At 51.6% G+C, this 19,125-nt stretch carries 17 protein-coding genes; 5 read left to right on the top strand and 12 right to left on the bottom strand.

The annotated features are described in order from the left end of the window. Positions 1 to 13: 13 nt before the first annotated feature. The 6 genes from RI501_RS05915 to yjbM all read right to left on the bottom strand — a co-directional run bounded on the left by RI501_RS05915 (position 14) and on the right by yjbM (position 8,256). Positions 14 to 943, bottom strand: coding sequence for an IS30-like element ISLpl1 family transposase (locus tag RI501_RS05915; protein ID WP_313819825.1), 930 nt, complete (start codon positions 941 to 943; stop codon positions 14 to 16). A 98-nt stretch (positions 944 to 1,041) separates the two neighbouring features. Further along, entirely contained in the window at positions 1,042 to 5,034 is a 3,993-nt protein-coding gene (locus RI501_RS05910) for a beta strand repeat-containing protein (RefSeq protein WP_313820781.1), read from the bottom strand. 33 nt (positions 5,035 to 5,067) lie between these two features. Continuing rightward, the gene (locus tag RI501_RS05905) at positions 5,068 to 5,211 is read right to left on the bottom strand and encodes a KxYKxGKxW signal peptide domain-containing protein (protein WP_313823160.1); all 144 of its coding nucleotides are present in this window, start codon (positions 5,209 to 5,211) and stop codon (positions 5,068 to 5,070) included. A gap of 686 nt (positions 5,212 to 5,897) precedes the next feature. Then, complete coding sequence (locus RI501_RS05900) at positions 5,898 to 6,797, bottom strand: RluA family pseudouridine synthase (RefSeq protein WP_313820779.1); 900 nt, start codon at positions 6,795 to 6,797, stop codon at positions 5,898 to 5,900. Next, complete coding sequence (locus tag RI501_RS05895; RefSeq protein WP_313820777.1) at positions 6,794 to 7,597, bottom strand: NAD kinase; 804 nt, start codon at positions 7,595 to 7,597, stop codon at positions 6,794 to 6,796. The genes RI501_RS05900 and RI501_RS05895 overlap by 4 nt, the downstream gene beginning before the upstream one ends. Positions 7,598 to 7,602: 5 nt before the next feature. Further along, the gene (gene yjbM / locus RI501_RS05890) at positions 7,603 to 8,256 is read right to left on the bottom strand and encodes a GTP diphosphokinase (protein WP_313820775.1); all 654 of its coding nucleotides are present in this window, start codon (positions 8,254 to 8,256) and stop codon (positions 7,603 to 7,605) included. Positions 8,257 to 8,580: 324 nt separating this feature from the next. Here yjbM and RI501_RS05885 point away from each other — a divergent pair, with 324 nt between their 5' ends. Both RI501_RS05885 and RI501_RS05880 read left to right on the top strand, forming a co-directional pair. Further along, positions 8,581 to 9,225 (top strand): DsbA family protein, encoded by a 645-nt coding sequence (locus RI501_RS05885; RefSeq protein WP_313820773.1) that lies wholly within the window; start codon positions 8,581 to 8,583, stop codon positions 9,223 to 9,225. Between the two features lie 127 nt (positions 9,226 to 9,352). Next, positions 9,353 to 10,213, top strand: coding sequence for a DegV family protein (locus RI501_RS05880; protein WP_313820771.1), 861 nt, complete (start codon positions 9,353 to 9,355; stop codon positions 10,211 to 10,213). Positions 10,214 to 10,266: 53 nt separating this feature from the next. On the opposite strand, the gene pepF is transcribed toward RI501_RS05880, so the two are convergent. From pepF to RI501_RS05850, 6 genes are all read right to left on the bottom strand, one after another. Then, positions 10,267 to 12,078, bottom strand: a complete 1,812-nt coding sequence (gene pepF / locus RI501_RS05875; protein ID WP_313820769.1) for an oligoendopeptidase F — start codon at positions 12,076 to 12,078, stop codon at positions 10,267 to 10,269. Positions 12,079 to 12,176: 98 nt separating this feature from the next. Further along, entirely contained in the window at positions 12,177 to 13,241 is a 1,065-nt protein-coding gene (locus RI501_RS05870; protein WP_313820767.1) for a competence protein CoiA, read from the bottom strand. Between the two features lie 96 nt (positions 13,242 to 13,337). Then, positions 13,338 to 13,985: a tRNA (guanosine(46)-N7)-methyltransferase TrmB gene (gene trmB, locus RI501_RS05865; protein WP_313820765.1), complete on the bottom strand. Its 648-nt coding sequence runs from the start codon at positions 13,983 to 13,985 to the stop codon at positions 13,338 to 13,340. A 63-nt stretch (positions 13,986 to 14,048) separates the two neighbouring features. Then, the gene (locus tag RI501_RS05860; protein WP_313820763.1) at positions 14,049 to 14,840 is read right to left on the bottom strand and encodes a phosphotransferase family protein; all 792 of its coding nucleotides are present in this window, start codon (positions 14,838 to 14,840) and stop codon (positions 14,049 to 14,051) included. Between the two features lie 61 nt (positions 14,841 to 14,901). Beyond that, positions 14,902 to 16,128, bottom strand: coding sequence for an ABC transporter permease (locus RI501_RS05855; RefSeq protein ID WP_313820761.1), 1,227 nt, complete (start codon positions 16,126 to 16,128; stop codon positions 14,902 to 14,904). After that, entirely contained in the window at positions 16,125 to 16,859 is a 735-nt protein-coding gene (locus tag RI501_RS05850) for an ABC transporter ATP-binding protein (RefSeq protein WP_313820759.1), read from the bottom strand. Before RI501_RS05850 ends, RI501_RS05855 begins: the two co-directional genes overlap by 4 nt. 245 nt (positions 16,860 to 17,104) lie before the next feature. Here RI501_RS05850 and RI501_RS05845 point away from each other — a divergent pair, with 245 nt between their 5' ends. The 3 genes from RI501_RS05845 to RI501_RS05835 all read left to right on the top strand — a co-directional run bounded on the left by RI501_RS05845 (position 17,105) and on the right by RI501_RS05835 (position 18,905). Further along, positions 17,105 to 17,563 (top strand): HIT family protein, encoded by a 459-nt coding sequence (locus tag RI501_RS05845; protein ID WP_396442510.1) that lies wholly within the window; start codon positions 17,105 to 17,107, stop codon positions 17,561 to 17,563. A 3-nt stretch (positions 17,564 to 17,566) separates the two neighbouring features. Continuing rightward, a complete protein-coding gene (locus tag RI501_RS05840) occupies positions 17,567 to 17,893 on the top strand; it encodes a hypothetical protein (protein ID WP_313820757.1) in 327 nt (108 codons plus the stop codon). A gap of 106 nt (positions 17,894 to 17,999) precedes the next feature. Continuing rightward, on the top strand, positions 18,000 to 18,905 hold the full coding sequence (locus RI501_RS05835) for a peptidylprolyl isomerase PrsA (RefSeq protein WP_313820755.1): 906 nt from the start codon (positions 18,000 to 18,002) through the stop codon (positions 18,903 to 18,905). Positions 18,906 to 19,125 lie beyond the last annotated feature (220 nt).

Genomic DNA, 19,125 nt, shown 5'->3' with positions numbered 1-19,125 from the left:
GTAGATTGCAAATTTAATCCGAATTTTTGGACAAATTGGTCAGCATAACCTGATACGGTGTTTGCCAGTCGAGTATTTTAAGCGGTCGCTGGTTAATTTGGAGTAACGTCGTCGTTAAATCTTGAGCACTAATGTGCTCAAAACGAGTCCCCTTAGGATAAAAATAACGTAAATTCCGATTAAAGCGTTCATTACTACCACGTTCAGCTGGCGTATAAGCATGACAGTAATAGGTCTTAATACCATATTGTGATTCAAATGATACTAGCCCACTAAACTCAGTACCACGGTCCACAGTAAAACTGTGCACCGGTCCATTAAAAGTTGTTAGGAACTTAGTCAGTGCTTCATTAACACTCGCTGTCGTTCGATCTTTTAACCGGTATGCCCAAAGGAACCGTGATTTTCGATCGATTAAAGTTAATAAAACTGCCTTACTATGCCCACGAGGACCAACGACTGTATCTAGTTCAAAATCGCCGATGCGATTACGTTGATTAATCATCATGGGACGCTGTTCAATTGATCGCCCCAAAGATTGATTATATTTGGATCGTTGGTCAACGTTACGCCGTTGGCGTACGCCATGTTCAGGTAGATCATTCAAGGAGAAATCAATTCTCCCCTGATTTAGCCAATTATAAATAGATTTAGTAGCTAGTTTAAATTCGTGAGCAATCATTCCTGGTGACCAGCTTAGACGTAAATGGTTGAGAATTTTTTGCTTTAACTCATCGCTCAGCTTAGTTTTCCGACCACATCGTGATCGCTTGTATTCGGCATCTGTTTGTGCTAATTCAGCCTGATAAGGTTGACATCGAGATAATTCATAAGAAATTGTTGACGGTGATCGGTTCAGCCGAACGCCCATTTGGATATTGGACAGCCCTAGTTCACAAAAGGTTTCGATTTTAATTCGTTCGGAATAGGTTATACTAGACAAAAGATCAGCTCCTAAAAGATGGGTTTGTGGTAAACACCATTTTAAAGGAAGCTGATCTTTTTTGTCCGAACAGCGTTCGGATTAATTTTACAATCTACCTAGTAGTATCCGCTATCACTGGTTTTAGCACTATCCAACGTTAACGTTGAGCTAGTCGCACCTGCGATTGCCGTCCCACCGGAAGTGGCATTAGTCTTGGAATAATACCATTGGTAGGTGAAGTCTGACGTATCGTTAATGCCTCCAACCGGCTCCATCGTCACCGTCTCACCCGCATTAACGGTCTGATCTTGTAACCCATTGCCGACCGTCACATCCTTAGTGGCCGAGAAGGTTGACCCATCAGCGTTGGTGACCGTTGCTGTCAACGTGACCTTACCAAACGCAGTATCGGAGGTCGGTATCAGCAACCCATCTTCGTTCACCGTCGCGATAGATTCGTCACTCACGGACCAAGTCACCGTTCCCGTGGCGTTACCAGGGTTAGTGGTGGCCGTGTAAACGCCCAATGAGGAATTTAACAGGTAATCTGCCCCGGAAATTTCAATCCCTGTTGCGGCGATGTCCTTGTCATAGACGTTAACCTGAGCCAAATTACTGTAGAAGTTTGTCGTCCATACGGGCAGTGGCTGAGGGGACAAACTGTAAGCACCTCGGAATTGGAAGACTAAGCTTCCCGTGAAGTCGCTCTTGGTGGTTACCGTCAGCGTGTTAGAAAGATCCGCCAGGTTCAAGACGCTCGTGTTACTCTTCTTGGAATAAGACTCGATAATCCCTTTTTCCTGAGCCGTATCCATGTCGTACCAAACGCCTTCATACTGCACGTACCAGAACGATTTAGTTGTTGCGCTCACTGTCATTAAACCGGTTCTGGAACCACCCGTTAACGTAAACGTGCTCCCCGAAGTAGTCGAGGTAACCGGTGTTGGCTGTTGCGTAATTCCCCCGGTAATGACCCAGCCAAACAAGGTGCCGGCATCCCCGTTAGGAATGAATTTTCCACCATCCAGATTGTTCGAGTAAGCCTGAGCTTCGATGGCCGCCGAGCTTGCTAATTCGGCAGCGGCCGTCGCTTCTACCGCATAGGAACTCGCGTCTGCGACCGACTCATTGGCCGCTGAAACGTAGGAACTCGCTTCATTAAAGTTACCCGCCGCCACGGCTGAAGATGCCATGGTCATATAGTTATTGGCTGCCGCAGCCGCTTCAATTCCTAACGTCGCCGCAGATTGCGCGTCTTCCGCGTAGGCACTGGTTAAAGCCGTGTAGGAAGCCCCTAAGGCGGTGTTCACCGTATTCGCCGTTGCTAAAGAGTTAGCCACTTGTGCGGCCGAGTATCCCATCGAGTTGGCAAGCGAATTTGCAACACTCGCGGCACTGGCCATGGACGCGGCATAGGAGAACTGCGTGTCAACCACTGTTTTGGTCGTCATTGCCGCTGCACTAGACGCTGCGCTTAGATTATCTTTAGTCAAAATCAGGTAAGTGTTTGCATCATCTGCTGCGCTGGACGCCGAGGCAAAATCTTTCCCCGTAAACGTCGCGGCTAACGATGCGGCCGAGCTGGCGGCTGCCGCCAAGGAACTGGCGGTGCTGGCCGCAGAATTGGCCTGATTCAGATACTCCAGGGCCGCCGAATTCATCCCCGGTGCCGACGAGTAGGCATTATTGGCATTGTTAGCGTGTGATCCCGCCGCCACGGCCGCACTAGCCGCCGCGCTGGCTGAAGCCGACGCGGCTGCCGCGTAACTGGAGGCCAGATAGTCTGCCGTGCCCTCTTGGCCCTCACCTTGGGCCGCCTTTTCTAGGGCGGTGTCCACTAAGCTCAACGTTTTAGTTGCCGCCGTACTGGTCAGAACATTGTAGGAACTGGCTGCCGTTGCCGAACTCGCCGCCATAGCCGCGTAGGAGCTGGCTGCTTCATAGTTGCGGCTCGCTTCATTTTCGGCCGCTAAGCTTTGCGCCTGACTGGCCGCCGTCGCCGCCGATTCGGCTAACGTGGCGTAGGAGTTGGTTTCCTGGGCACTGCTAACGGCCTGATTGGCCACAGAACTCGCCGTGATCCCGCTCATGTCCGCGATTTCGTACATGTTATCGACCGCGGAACTGGCCGCTGCCGCTGCCGCCGAGGCGTATTCGCCGGCTAGGTTCGCCGAACTGGTCGACTGGGTCGTGTAATCCCCCTTGGCATCCGTGACCACTACCGTCACCACGTTAGACGCCGAGGAGAAGGACGAGGTCCCTATGATTAAGGTCTTGCTTCCGCTGGCGACCGCTTGATAATAGTAGGTTCCGGCGGTATTCATCGTCGCCGTATAAGTACTATTAGTCCCGTCAACTGCGATCCAGTTCTGACCATCCGAAGACACGTACCAGGTGTAGGTCACTTTGGACGTTGAGTACCCCCCACTATTTTGCAAGCTAGTGGTCAACCCAATCGTTTCCCCCACGTTCAGCGTATCGTTTGCGATGGCCAACGTCGTGGTCACGTTTTTATCCGTATCCGTCTGCTGGTTGGTTACGTTGGTTTCAAACGACTGGGCAAATGCCGCTGCGCTGGAGGCTTGCTGCATGGCTTCCTGGGCCGTGTTGGCTGCCGAAGATGCTACCCGGTAAAGGGAGTTGGCTTCCTTAGTGGTGGTTGCCACTGCCGCCGCAGCGGCCGCACTACTAGCCATCGTGGATGCCGTCTGGGCATCGACCGCGTAACTGGCCGCAGTAGACGCGTACAGAACGGACTGATCTCCGCTGTACTGGGTGGCATCGTTAGCGTAACTAGCAGCTAACGTTGCGCTACTGGAAGCTAACTGGGCACTACTGCTGGCCAAATTCGCGGCGTTGACGACCGCCATTCCAATGGCAGCGTTTGCAGCGGATTGTGCGGTACTATCCGCGTCGCTAGCAACTTGGTAGTTGGTCGTAGCTTGGCTCGCTAAATCACGGGCCGTGACCAGCGCCTCACTAGCGGCTAAATAGTCACCGCTAGTTGCCGCACTATTGGCCGCGTTGTAAGCGGATTGCGCCGCGCTGGCAAGACTGTTCGCCGTAATAGCCGCACTGGACGCCACCATTGCGGCGCTGTTAGCTTGCGAATACGCCGATAAGGCCGCCGAATTGGTCTTGTCGTACTGCGTGGCTTCGTACGCGGCACTGGCCGCAGCCGAAGCCGTGCTAGCGGCTTCGTTAGCCGCACTGGCGGCCGAGAACGTGGCACTGTTGGTGCTGCTGATTAGGTCCTTGATATTTTGCGCAGCCGCTAATTCGGCCGCACTAGCCGCGCTGGACGCATCACTGGCATAACTTACGGCGACTAACGCGTAAGATTCCGCGGCCAACGAAGCGGTCGCGTATTTCGTCGCCATGTCTGCGGCGCTAGACGATACCGAAGTCGCATTTAAATACATGGACGCCAAACTATTGTAATGCAACGCCAAATCGGCGGCCGTCGAAGTGGCCGCATAAGCACTCTGCGCTGCACTATTGGCCGTCTGCGTGGCCGTCACGTTGACCAGTTCGGCGTAACTGTTAGCCGCCGTCGCGGACGATGAAGCCCCCGCCGCAGCGCTGGTCACCGTATTAGCGATCGAATCGAAATTCGACTCATCGGTAGCAGCTGAACTGGTCGAATCAATAGTCGCTGGTGTCGCGACTGTCGTGGTGACACTCTTCTTGGTGGTCACCGTGCGACTAACCGCCGAGGTCACGTTCGTGGTCAACGTGACATCCGTCACCGTTTGCGCCGCTAAACTAGCGGCCGCCGATTGAATGGCCGCCGCGTTATCGGTGGTCTGATTAGCCGCCGTGGCCGCCGCACTGGCTGCGGTCGTCGTGGCAGCCGTAGTGGCACTCGTGGCGTTAGCTGTCGATTCAGTCGTGGCAGCACTAGTTGCCGCTGAACTGGCCGTGGTACTTTCCACCGTTTGATTATCGGCGCTGGCACTGCTAGTCGTTGTGTCATTAGTCGTTGTCGCTTCATTAGTAACTGTTTCGCTAGTGGTCGTTGCTTGTGAATTAGCCGATGAGGTTGTCGTCGCATCGGTTGTCGTGGTCCCACTGGTTAGGGATGCTTGCGACCCAGAAGTATGCTTCATACTCTCCGAATCAACGCTTGCTGAGTCATCTGCCTAACTGGTCGTATCCGCATGTCCGGTCAACTGTGGGGCGCTTAAAAGTGAGAATGACGTGATGGCGGTAAAAACCCAAACCTTCCCTGCCTTAAACATCTTATATCTCAACTTAGGATCGCCGTTCACAGCTTTATTCCGCATGGATTTCACTTAGGACGTCCTCCTTTAGCTTGTATCTGCACTGGGGTATAAGTCTGAATAATTATTTCAGTAAGTAGATAAGCGATTCGCCAGCAGCACAACCTGCTGCTAGTACCAATTAATCAATCGATAATCGCTTATTTATTGAGTTATACTAGCACACATACACTATGTATACCATTAAACAGAGAACATTATTTGACTGTAATTGTTTAAATTAAATCTTTAGTTTGTCAGGTTTACGCCGAATTATTCCGGAAAATTAAATTTTTAATCGACGTCTTAATTTTCAAAAACATCATCTTAAATCCTTGTACATCCCACAATTTATAGGCTTTTAAAATGCTGCAAGTAAGTACTTGCAATACGCTTTTTCATTCTTAATTTTCAAAATCATAGTTTTGAAAATTAGCTGGCGTACGCGTCTTAGGATTAAAAATCAGCGCATTTCATTTCTATCCACATTGACTATTTTGTGCAAACACGGCTTTTTTATTTGTAAAATTTATTTTTATTTGTAAAATTCTCTGCGCAAAAAATAAAATAATAGATTCCAAAATTGCGTCAAACGTTTGGCCGCCCCCCAGTCACCTTAGTGATAACCACCCTTGCCACGTCAACTTTTTCGCTCAAAAACGCCCATTCTAGCAGTTCGCTAAAATGGGCGTTAAAGATATCGTTTTAAGCTAAATTAACTTCTCTTGGCGGATGACCCGGGCCATATCCGGGGGTAGCGGGGCGTAGCAGGTAATCCATCGTTCCAAAAACGGCTGGTAGAACCGTACTCGCGCGCAGTGTAAGGCCTGGCGGTGAATCCACGGATTCGTAGGCTGACCGTACAACCAATCTCCCAGTAACGGATGGCCGATCGCCTGGCAGTGCACCCGGATCTGATGAGTCCGTCCCGTGTGCAGCTTCAAGGCCAATAACGTAGCCGTTTGTGACCGGGAACGCACCCATAATTCTGTGGTGGCGGCACGGCCATCCGGGCGGACCTGCCGCTTGATAAACGAGTCACCGGCCCGACCGATAGGCAGGTCGATCAACCGATGATCCACCGGTACTCGGCCCCGGGCAACTGCAATGTAACGTTTGTCGAGTTGCCCTAATTTAAGTTGCTTATCCAAAATAGAGTGAGCAAAGTGGTGTTTGGCGAATAAAACCGCCCCACTGGTCTCCCGGTCCAACCGCGTAACAATATGCGTAACGTTACTAGGCGCATCAATCGCTATCAAGTGTCCCTTGACCCGATTGGCTAATGTATCGTCTGGATAAAGATGCGACGGCACCGACGCCATCTCAGCCGGCTTGTTAACCACCAGAAAATGCTCATCTTCGTAGAGAATATCTAACGACCCGTGAGACACCGCCACGTGATCGTTCGACGCTTCCGGAGGTAACTGTAACCCCACCTGCTGACCCGGGTGCGCCATGGCGATTACACGTACCGCTTGGCCGTCCAACGTGACAACTCCCCCGTGAAACTTGACCCGTTTCAGATAGGTTCGGGTGACCCCGTGGGCCATCAAGACGGTCCGGACGTGCACGGGACTAGTCCCACCCACCGTCCAAGCAAACGCCGTCATGAGCGCTCCCGGCCGATGAACGAGGTCTCGACCCGCTGCCAGAAATGCGTGTGCCGATATTCCGCAAACGAAATTCGTTGCTGGGCAATCCGGTAAGTAATGGCCTTGACTGGGCGCCCCTCGATGCTGAGTTGATCACACATCAAGACGTTTCCCGCCGACTCCGTGGGTTCGATCCGAATCCACTCGTCATCGGGGATAATCAACGGTGACCCTAACGTTCGAAAGACCAAATTGTTGATTGACGCAATTTCTGCCATTTGAATCGCGTTAAAGCGCGGGTTAATCACCGCGCCACCGACGGATTTATTGTAGGCCGTCGACCCGGTTGGCGTGGAGATACACAGGCCATCCCCTCGGAAACTTTCAAAAAATTCACCTTTAATGTACACATCGGCGACCATGGTTCCCGATACCTTCTTGATGGTTGATTCGTTCAGCGCCAGTGCCTGATCGGAGTGCGTCCCGTCCGCATAATCCACCTGAATGGTCAGCAACGGGTAACTCACACTTTGGCCGTTATCCTGCACCAAGCTTTGGATCAAGTCGTTCACTTCGTAGTCCCGCCAATCCGTGTAAAAGCCCAGGTGGCCGGTATGAATCCCCACGAAACGAATCTTGTCCAACCGGTCGGTGTAATGGTGAAACGCCGATAATAACGTCCCATCCCCACCGACCGTCACCACAATGTCGGGATTTAAACTATCGATTTCGACACCCCCCGCGATTAAGCCGCGATGTAGTGCCGTGGCCACCTTCCGCGAAGATTGGCCGTTATTACTATAAATAGAAACCTTCATCTTATTTAGTCGTCCTTATCGTGAGTTGGTGTCGTCGACCCCTGCTTACCCTGCGGCGTGTAATGCTGCGCTTCTTGAATCTCTTCGCGAATTTCGGACATTTCCGTATCCAACTTAAACGCAGCCTCGGCCGCCCGCTGTAATCGTTGGCTTAAATCGTCGGGAAAAGCCCCCTGGTACTTATAGTTCAAGGAATGCTCAATGGTGGCCCAAAAATTCATCGCCAACGTCCGTACCTGGATCTCCGCCAAAATCTTTTTTTCACCCGTGACTAACTGTACCGGATACTCCACCACGATATGGTAAGAGCGGTAGCCACTGGGTTTTTCGTTATGAATGTAGTCCCGTTCTTCTAAAATCGTCAAGTCCGTTCGTTGACGTAACAAATCAACGACCTGATAGATATCTTCGACAAACTGGCACATGATTCGTAAGCCCGCAATGTCTTGCATGTCCTGTTCCAGCCGTTCCTCAGCGACGTGCCGGCGCGTCATTTTTTCCTTAATACTGGGCACCGGCTTTACCCGACCGGTCACAAATTCGATGGGCGAGCGCTGATTCTGGTTTTCAAATTGCTTACGCATCCCGCGTAACTTCACCTTCAACTCGCTGACGGCTTGTTGATAAGGCAATAAAAATTGATCCCAATTTTCGATCATCGCGACTTCCCCCAACCTTAATTCCACATTTCACCTCTCGATTTTACCATATTTCGGGGTAAATCGACTCTAATTCCCCACTTTCCCCGGAAAACTTGTGAATTACTTTTCAAGTTCCAGAAATGGCTTTCATAAGGCGTTTAGCTTTACCTCTATGCAAAAATGTTGCATGATTAGGTTGCGTCAAAACGTAACGGCCCTTAACGACCACAAACAAACGTTCTGATTGCGTTTTTTTCATTTTTTGCTAATGTAGTGATATTGTGACTTTTAAATTTGGTGCCTCAACGCGCCAATTGAGGACAGATTATAGGAGGAAGCAATGTGTTAGAAGTCTATTTATTCGTCAACCCATTGGGCGCACGGTGTATGCGATCCGAGCGCAACATTATGAAGTTGGCCGATCACCTCAATAGCAAGGTTTCGTTTCAATTTGTGCCGTTGCTCAATCAGCAAATTATTGAACAGGCCTTAGCTTCAGTTCATCCTTCGTTAGCCGAACGGAATGCTTGTTTTCAGACCTATTACCAAGCCATTTTAGCTTATAAGGCGGCCCTTTTTCAGGGGAAACGTAAGGGGCGGAACTTCTTACTGGATATGCAAACTGCCATCGTGAACCAACATCAAGATTTCTCAACCGAGTTAACGCTCGCCTTAGCCCAAGCATCGCACTTAGATTTGGATATGTTTCAGGAAGACTGGGCATCTGATCTGGCTAAGCAGGCCTTTCAGACCGATCAAAAGTTAGCCGCTGAGATGAAGATTCAACAAGCCTCATCCGCCGTCATCTTCAACTGTGACGTCTCCCAATATGGCTTATTACTCGACGACGTGACCTACGAATCCCTCTGTGACGTTTGTGAAAATCAGGGTGTCGCCACCAAGGCTTCCCTCATGCAAGAACTTGGTTACCCCCAACCGGCTACCGCCGCTAATGACGCCCATCGGCCTCATCTCCACGTACTTTAACGGTAGCTGAATCGTTTTACCGCAAGACCTCCCCCAAGGACGGTCTTTTTTTCTGTCCTGTTTAACTAACGGTCGCCCTAGACACTATGATATGATGGACCCACTAATTTACTGAAGGGGCGACACTATGTCTATTGCCATCGTTACCGATTCCGCGGCCTACCTGACCCCGGCACAACTTAACCGTTACGCTATCACGGCCCTCCCCATTACGGTTATCCTGGGCGCACACCAGTACCCTGAATCCGATTTATCAGCCACGACCTTTTACGACTACCTCCAAAGCAATCAGCCGTTACCCACGACCGCTCAGGTTTCCTTAGGTCAGATTGAAACGGCCTACGATCATCTGGTTCGTCAAGGCGTGACACAAATCATTTCAATTCACCTCTCCAGTGGGATTACTTCGTTTATGGACAACTTACGGGCCTTTTGCCAGACCTACACCAAGGCCGAAGTCTACCCCATTGACTCACTCATGGCCAGCGCCGGTGAAGCCAATCTGTGCTTACTGGCCGGTCGTCTGATTGAAGCCGGCTACGACGCTGCTGCCATCGCCCACGCACTCCTCACGTTACGCGACACCCAGCAGGTCTACTTCGCCGTCGACAGCCTCCGCCATCTCTCCCGAACCGGCCGACTGAGTAACCGCTCGGCCATGGTCGGCAGTCTGTTAAACATCAAGCCCCTGCTCACTTTTGACGATGCTGGTAAGATTGTCGCTATTGGTAAGGAACGCACCATGCGCCGCGCCTTTCAGTACATGGAAGCCCACCTAGCCACCGATCTTGACCAGGTTGACTACCCCTTACTGGCGACAATTATCGACGCCAACAATCCGGAACTAGCCCAACGGTGGCAGGACCACTTGGTGACGCAGTTTCCCCAGATACGATTCAATCGAAGTCAGTTGGGACCGGCCATTAGCGTGCACACCGGTGAGAAAACCATGGGGCTCTTCTGGCAACAGGACTGGCAAGAATTTTAATTTAGAGCTAAAAAGCGCGACTCCTGCGGGAATCGCGCTTTTTTTGGTATCAATTAGTTTTGCTTAAGCTGGTGAGCCAAGGTGGCAAATTCCTTTAATCGGTCGGCAAAGGTCTGAAAGGCCGTTTCCAAATAATCTGGCTGGGTCATGTCTACTCCGGCACGCTTCATCACATCAAGTGGCAGCGCTGAACTACCGGCTTTCAGATAACCTAAGTAGGCATCCCGCTTGGCCGGATCGCCACTCAAAATCCGCTGGGATAACGTGGTGGCTGCCGCGAAACCGGTCGCGTATTGGTAAACGTAGTAATCGTAATAGAAGTGCGGAATTCGGGCCCACTCGTCAGCAATCTGCGGATCCGAAATGACCGCATCCCCGTAGTACCGTTGATTCAACTTCCCATAAAAATCACTCATGAAGTCAGCGGTCAACGACTTGCCCGCTGCGGCCTGCTGATGAATGTAGTCTTCAAACTCCGCAAATTGCGTCTGCCGGTAAACCGTCCCCTTGAACCCGTCTAGGTAATGGTTGAGCACGTAAGCCCGCACCTTGGGATCCGTCTGGGTCTTTAACAGGTAGTCGGTTAGCAGATTTTCGTTGGTCGTCGAAGCAATTTCGGCCACAAAGATCGAGTAATCTCCGTATTGATAAGGTTGATTACTGCGGGTGTAGTGACTGTGAATGCTGTGTCCCATTTCGTGGACCAGCGTGAATAGACTTTCCAGACTGTCCTGCCAGTTCAGTAAAATGTACGGCTTAGTATCGTACATTCCCCCTGAGTATGCCCCAGAACGCTTCCCCTGATTTTCAACCACGTCGATTGCCCGGCCAGCAAACATCTTTTGCACGTTAGCCCCATAATCAGGACCTAGCACGGCCAGGGCCTTTAATGCCTCGGCTTTGGCTTGTTCATAGGTGTACTTCAGACTCGGTTCCCCGGTGATGGGCGTATAAAGATCGTACATATGCAATTCGGGGAGTCCCAGCAGGTCTTTGCGTAACGCGACGTATTGGTGTAAGAGGTCTAAATGGTCATTCACGGAACGAACCAGGGTGTCGTAGACCACCGAAGGAATATGATTGGCACTCATGGCAGCTTCCCGAGCACTACCGTAATGCCGCACCTGAGCCGTGAAATTATGCGTTTTAACCTCGCTGGAAAGTGTTGCGGCAAAGGTATGCCGGAACTGCTGGTAAACGCTATAGAGGGCCTTAAAGGCCTGCTCACGGACCTTAGGCGTGGTGGATTCTAGCAAGACACCATATAGCCCTTGCGATAACTTCACGTCGTTGCCATCTTCGTCCTGTACCACGGGAAACTGTAAATCGGCGTTATCCAGTACCCCATAGGTCTTCTCCGAGGCCGCAAAAATGTCACTGGCACCGGCCAAGAGTCGTTCTTCCGGAACCGATAACGTATGCGCGCGTTGGCTTCCCAGTACATCAAAGAAGTGTTGGAAGGCGGCCAACTTGGGTTCCGCCGTCACCAATGCCTGCAGTTGTTCAGCGGAAAGTGCCAACACTTCAGGTTCAAACCACGCAGTGGCCGTCGCGACCGTTGCCACCAGAGCACTGGTCTGATCAGCGAAATCTTGATATTGTGCGTTCCCGGTATCCCGATCGTTTTTCAATGACGCGTACACGTAAGCCCGCTCAAGTTGCCGGTTCAACGCGAAAACGGCCGTGGTGACCCAGTACAGCTCGGTACCACTTTGGGCCAAGTGCCCCTTTAACTGGGCGATCGTTTGGGCCTGCTGCTTAATCTCGGCTACGGCCTGGATAAACGCCGCATCATCGGCATAAATGGGGGTCAGGTCCCAGGTTAGGGCTTCAGGGACCGCGGATCGTTCTGGAATTTGTCGCATATCTAATTGCCTCCTTAAAAGTTCTCTAGGCCTAGTGTAGCACTTTAACCACTTAACCTTCGCAGCCAAATTTCATTTTTCTCATTATTTTTTAATCATCAAAGTTGTTCGGACCGCCACCGCGGTTGCCGGCGAATCCGCCAGCCGCCCGGTACCACATCGAGATAACCCCGTTGCACGAGTTCGGTCACAAATTGTGTTTGTAACCGCGCTAGCAAGTGCGGAAAGCTCACTCGCACGGTCTGGACGTGTCCGCCCACCAAATCCAGACAGTTCTGCGCGATCGGTCGCAACCGCGCCGGGGTCAGCGGGCCTTTCAACGCAAAGAGTGCCGTGCCAAATAGGATTCGCCACAATAATATTCCTTGGCCCAAGACGGGGGGTGTACAGTCGGTGGCGGCGAAAGCGGCCGGAAACCCCAACAAGTGATGACCACGCAGATACAAAAACTCTTGAATTGGCCGCAACTGGGGGGTCGCCCGGGCGAGTTCCTGAGCCCAGTGATACCGTACCCGGACTAACGAGAGCTGCGGATAAGGATCCACTCGGGCTGGCCCCGCCATCAACGCCGCCAGATTCGTCACCCGCGTCACCTGCCCCCCGTAGTGCCCCGCCACATCCTGATAGAGATGGTGAGTTAACTGTAACTGCCGGTGCTCGACATCCCAGAACAGCAGGCAAAGTTCCCAACGGGGTAACCAGCCCATAAACCGCTCAATTAACGCCCAGTTCAATCGTTGTCGTCGGTAGCGATGGCCTAAGAGCCAAAACGGGTAACAACTTAACTGGTGATAGCCTGCCGTTCGCTCACTCACCCGCCCCAGCGCCAACGGGCTACACTGAAACTCCACGGCCACCGGTTGGGGCGTCCTGGCCACCCAGACGTCGGCCCGTTGCTGCACCGTAGGTAAGACGTGTTCCAGTTCGGTGGTTCCCCAAGCCGCAAAAAAAGTCGCTAACTGGCGTTTCCCCGTTAAATGCTCGGTGGTCTCACCTTCTCCTTGAATCGTGCAGGGACTCTGGGGTAAATGCGCAAAATACGGGATAACCTGTGCTCCTCGGTGTAATCGCACCGGTTCGTGACAGGCCGGACATCGATAATCTTCGCGGCGCGTGGCGTTTTGGGCGTCAACTAAGCTGTTTGCAAGTTCTGCAAGTAACATACAATCCCCTCCTTACAGATAGGTCCGTAAGAAGCGATGATTTAATCAAAAAAAAATAACCCTCATCCACAATGGACCAGGGTTACAGGTTGCCAGTTAGGCTTGTTTCGGGAAGTGGGCAATCACCTGATAGATGGGCCCCTTCGCCGAGAATTTTTGTTCATATTCGGTTTGAATATCTTCGACGTCATCGGTGGCTTGGTGTAAATCCAACCACACCCCGTCAAAAACCATCCCGAAGTTGTTTAGACTTTGGAGGGAATATTCAAATAGGCCCCGATTATCGGTCTTGAATTGCAGTTGGCCTGCGGGGGCCAAGACATCTTGGTAGTGAGCCAAGAAAACGGGTGATGTTAACCGCCGCTTAGCGTGCCGCGACTTTGGCCACGGATCCGAAAAGTTTAGGTACAAGCCCGCCACTTCTCCGGCAGCAAATAGCGTATTTACGGCCTCACCATCCGTGTGGACCATTTGAATGTTGGTCAGTTCGCTAGCCACGACCTTCTTCAAGGCCACAGCAATCACAGACATCTGAATTTCGATCCCGATAAAGTTGCGTTCCGGATGTTGCCGGGCCATCTCGACAATAAACTGGCCCTTCCCCGTTCCGATCTCAACGTACAGGGGTTGCTCCGTCGGGAAACGACTTTCCCAGTTACCCTTCAAGGTTTCCGGCGCCGTCACCATCAGTTCATCATGTTCGGCCAGGTAGTCTTTGGCCCAGGGTTTGTTACGCACACGCATGTAAAACGTCCTCCTTAAGACGAACGGCGGGTATGGAAGTTGGCTCCCACCCCGCCGTCAAAGTTAATCATGTACTGACTCACGCGTCAGTTTCTCTAATAAAATCAAGTGTTGGTTCATCAACTGGAAGCGCTGCTGCTGATAGCTTTCGGCAATCACAATGATGCAGTGCATCCGCGCGTACCAGTTCACTCGCGCCGTTAACGTATCCGTCACGCGCTCGCCGTAGTCGCGCAGCCACCGTTGCCATTCTTCCAATGGCACGTACTCACACAACAACGAGCCCAGATCGAAGGCCGGATCCGCAAACGTCGCGGCATCCCAATCGACCAGATATAATCGTTGGCGATCGGATAACAGCCAATTTTTATGGTTCAGGTCACCGTGACAAACTTCATACGCAGTCGTGGGCAATTGTGGCTGTTCCGCGTTCAACGCCTGTAAAGCGCGTTGAATCAACGGATGTTGGCTCAGCTCCGGCGCAATGGTCGGCGTTAAACGGTCCAACAATTGGGCGGGCGTCGTAGAACGGCCGCCGACTTTGGTCAACATGTTATGAAGTAGTTCGGAATGATGCACCTTGTGGAGTAAGCGGGCCACGCGTTGTTGGCGCATCTCAATCCGGTGAAGGGTGCGGCCGTTCAGCCATTCTTGGGCGGTCATCACATCGCCGGTGGCCAACCGTTGCGTCCAGACCAGCCGGGGGGTGATGCCTTCCATAGAAAGCGCGGCTAAAAACGGTGACGCATTTTGCTTTAGGAAAACCTTTTGGGAGGCCTTAGTCCCCATAAACGCCGTTCCGGTATTGCCACCCAATGGGTATAATTGCCAGCCATCGCGTATATTTGGTGTCATCGTGCCACCCCTTCCTCAATTTGTCAGCTATCATCCATTTTAAGGGGCAACGGTGACAGCGTCAACCTTTATTTTTCGCCGCACGCTTCAGGCGTTGAGGCGTATAAATCCGGGCCAGATAGCCCACCTCAATCGCGGCAACAACAAAGGTCACGCCAGCCGTCAAAAGGTCGCGGTTGACGGCCACCACCACTAACCATAGCAGGATGGCGGTGGTAGTTAGAATCCCCGTAACCAACGTGACAAAGCTTCCCAGTCGTTGGTCCCAACTCAGAGGATAGACGTGCGTAAACACGATGTCGTCATACTGCTGAAAGAACGGCAACAACTGAAACCCGATCAAGTAGATGAATAACGCCGTTAAGATGACGGGCAGCCATCGTCCCTGAATAAAGGCCAGTAGCAGCATCCCAATCACGGTTAACCGTACCACTAACCCGCTAAACTCGGTTCCCCGTAACATCCCCCGGCTATAGAGATAGAGATAGGTCTTGTCGTGTCGCACCGGAATCCGCCGCAACAAGCCGTCTAGATACCGCCGCCGATGAATCGTTCCTCTGACCATGGGCACGTCGGTAAATAGGTTAAAGAAACGGTAAATCCCCAACATGCGGTTATCCTCGATGGCGATTTGTTCACGCCACCGGATCTGCTGATGTTCCCAATGCCGTTGAAACCACCCGGCGACCGCAATGTCAGCCACCAAGCTCAGACCAGCCGCCAAATACGGCGTTACCCACAGGGCTACCGCCAAGATGAGGAGGCTCACTCCCCATTTAACCGTCCAGTGATTCATCCGCCGTTGCCCGGTGACTTGGTAAGCACTCGCCAGATCCAACCGCAAGAGCGTGTCCTTCAAGAGAACCTGCGCTACAACCAAACCGGCGACCTGAACCAACGTCCAGGCCAACGTCACCCGCAAAAACGGGGTCAGAATAAACAATAAAATCAGCTGAGTCGCCTGGGCTAGCCACAGACTGTACCGACGGGATACGACCAAGTAAGCGTGCATGGCGCGTTCCTTAGGCAGCAAGAAGACCCGGTCGGCGTCCTCAATCAGGGTGGCCAACCGTCCTACCTGCGCGGTCGTTGCCAACACCGCCAAGGCCACGATGGGCGCCCACCACAGGCCGTTAGTCAGTTGTTTCAGCACGTTAGAGTAGCCCAATCCCAGACCACCCAAGAAAAAGAGCAACGCAAAGACAAAAAAGTCGTTAAAGACCAGCCGGAGATACTTGGCCATTTCCCGGAGATGGCGTTGCCGGCGAGTTTTAAAGAGACCGATCATGCGCGGTCGACCTTGGTCATCGAGAGGTAAATATCGTTCAGTGATTCCCCCGCTTCCGGAAGAGCGGCTTGTAATTCACTTAACGTGCCCTCAGTCTCGACCTGACCCGCATGTAATAACACAAACCGGTCACAATACCGCTGAGCCGTATCCAAGACGTGCGTCGACATCAGAATGCTAGCGCCCTGTTGCTTTCGTTGTTCAATCAAGTTCAACAGGTCGTTGACCGCCAGCGGATCCAACCCCAAGAAGGGTTCATCAATAATGAACAACTTCGCCTGCGTTAAAAAGGCGCAGACGATCATGACCTTTTGTTTCATTCCCTTAGAGAAGTTAGCCGGGAACCAATCCAGCTTATTATCCAGCCGGAAGGTCTTCAACAGCTGGTGGGCTGTGTCCCAAGCCTGCTGCTGATCCAGGTCATAAGCCATCATGGTCATTTCCAAGTGTTCGCGTAACGTTAGTTCTTGGTACAACACCGGTGTCTCGGGGATATAGGCAATCTGTTGCTTATAGGCCTGGCTATCCTGCGCAATCGTGACGCCGTTAATGGTAATGGTCCCCTTATGGGGCGTTAATAATCCAATAATATGGTTGATAGTGGTCGACTTACCAGCCCCGTTTAGGCCAATCAACCCCACCAGTTCACCGTCTCGCACGTCAAAGCTAATATCTTTTAAGACGGGAATTTGGGAGTATCCTCCCACGACATGGCTAACCGTTAATGCCATCTAATCATCCCTTCGTGTTTGAAATTCTCTGATTAATCGTCAACCGAGCTCAGCCCATGAATGCGGCCGACCGTTAACGCTTTTCACCGACGGGCCCCGCCAAATCCCCCTTACGGCATTCCGCGTTGGTCCACGTCGAACCGCCTTATTATACCATAGCTCCCCGGGCAAACGAGCAATGCGCCTGAACCTGGACCCGTTGGTGGTGTATAATGGATGAAATCACTACGAAAGAAGGAGTTTCCATGGAACCAATGACCCTTGACCCCCACTATGACGATGATTGCATCTTCTGCAAGATTCTTAAGGGGGACATCCCGAGTTATACCGTTTATGAAGACAACATCGTGAAAGCCTTTCTGGACATTTCCCAAGGCACCCCCGGCCACACGCTGGTGATCCCGAAGACCCACGTTCAGGATATCTTCGCCTACGACACCGACCTAGCTGCCGCGGTCTTCGCACGCATCCCCAAGATTGCTCGCGCCGTCAAAGCCGCTAATCCGGCTATCGTTGGCATGAACATCGTCAACAACAACGGGACGGTGGCCTATCAATCCGTCTTCCACTCCCACTTCCACTTGGTTCCTCGTTACAGCGACGATGACGACTTCCGGATGATCTTCAAAGACAATTCTGACCAATACACCCCGGACAAATACACCGCCATCCAAGAACAAATCAAGGCGCAACTGGAGGACTAACTTATGGGCTTAGGACGTTTTATGGCTGGCGTGGGCTTAGCGGCTGGCGTTGGTTTGGCTACCTATCTAACGTTAACGCAGCAGGATCCCCGTACTTGGGGCCGGAAGGTTCAGCACTCCGTTCAGCAAACGACCCAGCAACTCGACGACATTCGTCAGGCTAAGGCCCGGGTCGCGACCAACGCGCGCAAGCTTTCCGACGCGATCGAAGACGGGACGCAAACTTTGAACGCCATTCAAACACAAATTGACAAGTTCCAATTCAAGGTGGCCCCCCGGGTGACCGCAATTGAAGCGACTTTGGCCCGCCTAGAAGCTCACGAATCTTGAAGGTTTTGTAAAAGTTCCGGGACCTTTTTAGGTTTGCCACTTTTTGTGTTATGATGTCTGAGTATGGTGTTTACACCAATTTTGATGAATGGATGTGTTGAGGAATATGAAGAAATGGTTTATCGCCCTGGCCGGTGTGCTGTTATCAGTAACGCTTGCCGGTTGTGGGAGCCAGACCGTTGCCACAACTAACGGTGGCAAAATTACCGAAAGTGCCTACTACAGTAGCTTGAAGGGAACTTCTTCCGGTAAGCAAGTCTTGCAACAAATGATCTTAAACAAGGTCTTAGAAAAGCAATACGGTAGCAAGGTCAGCAAGTCGGCCGTTACCAAGCAATTCAACAAGTACAAGTCTCAATACGGTTCTTCCTTTAACAGCGTACTGTCCCAAAGCGGCATGACGCAATCCGGTTTAAAGACCGAAATTCGGTCGAACTTATTGCTGAAGGAAGCCGTTAAAGACAACGTCACGGTAACCAACGCGCAATTGAAGAAACAGTTCAAGAGTTACGAACCAAAGGTCACGGTAGCCCACATCTTAGTTGCTAAGAAGTCGACTGCCAACAAGATCATCAGCGACTTAAAGGACACCAAGAAGAGCAACTTGACGACTGAATTCACTAAGTTGGCCAAGAAGTACTCTACGGATTCGGCAACGAAGAACAAGGGTGGCGCTTTGTCCGCCTTTGATAGTACCGACACTTCTTTGGACTCAACCTTTAAGAAGGCGGCCTTCAAGTTAAAGACTGACGAATACACCACGACGCCTGTCAAGACGCAATACGGTTACCACGTCATCTTGATGAAGAACAACCCTGGTAAGGGAACGTTGAAGCAGCACAAGGCTGAATTGACGCAACAAATTATCGACAACGACATGAACGACAGCACTGTCTTACACAACGTTGTTTCCAAGGTCTTGAAGAAGGGTAACGTTTCTATCAAAGATAACGACTTGAAGAACATCTTATCCGACTACCTGTCCTCAAGCAGCTCGTCATCTTCTAAGTAATCCCAACGCAATTTCTAAAAACACGCTTCGTCCATTGACGAGCGTGTTTTTTTGTTTATGCCGACCTTGCTCCCGTCACGCGACGTTAATTCATCAAATAGGCCCTAGCCCGTGTCGATCGAATCGGCATGGGCTAGGGCCTGTTTGAATTGCCACTATCATGACTAAGTCATTGTCGTTTAATCGGAAAAACAGTTGCGACTGTCATGCACCACGTAAC

It is taken from the genome of Levilactobacillus zymae, from assembly GCF_032190635.1.
GTDB lineage: Bacteria > Bacillota > Bacilli > Lactobacillales > Lactobacillaceae > Levilactobacillus > Levilactobacillus zymae_A.
This window is presented reverse-complemented; position numbering and strand designations above follow the sequence as displayed.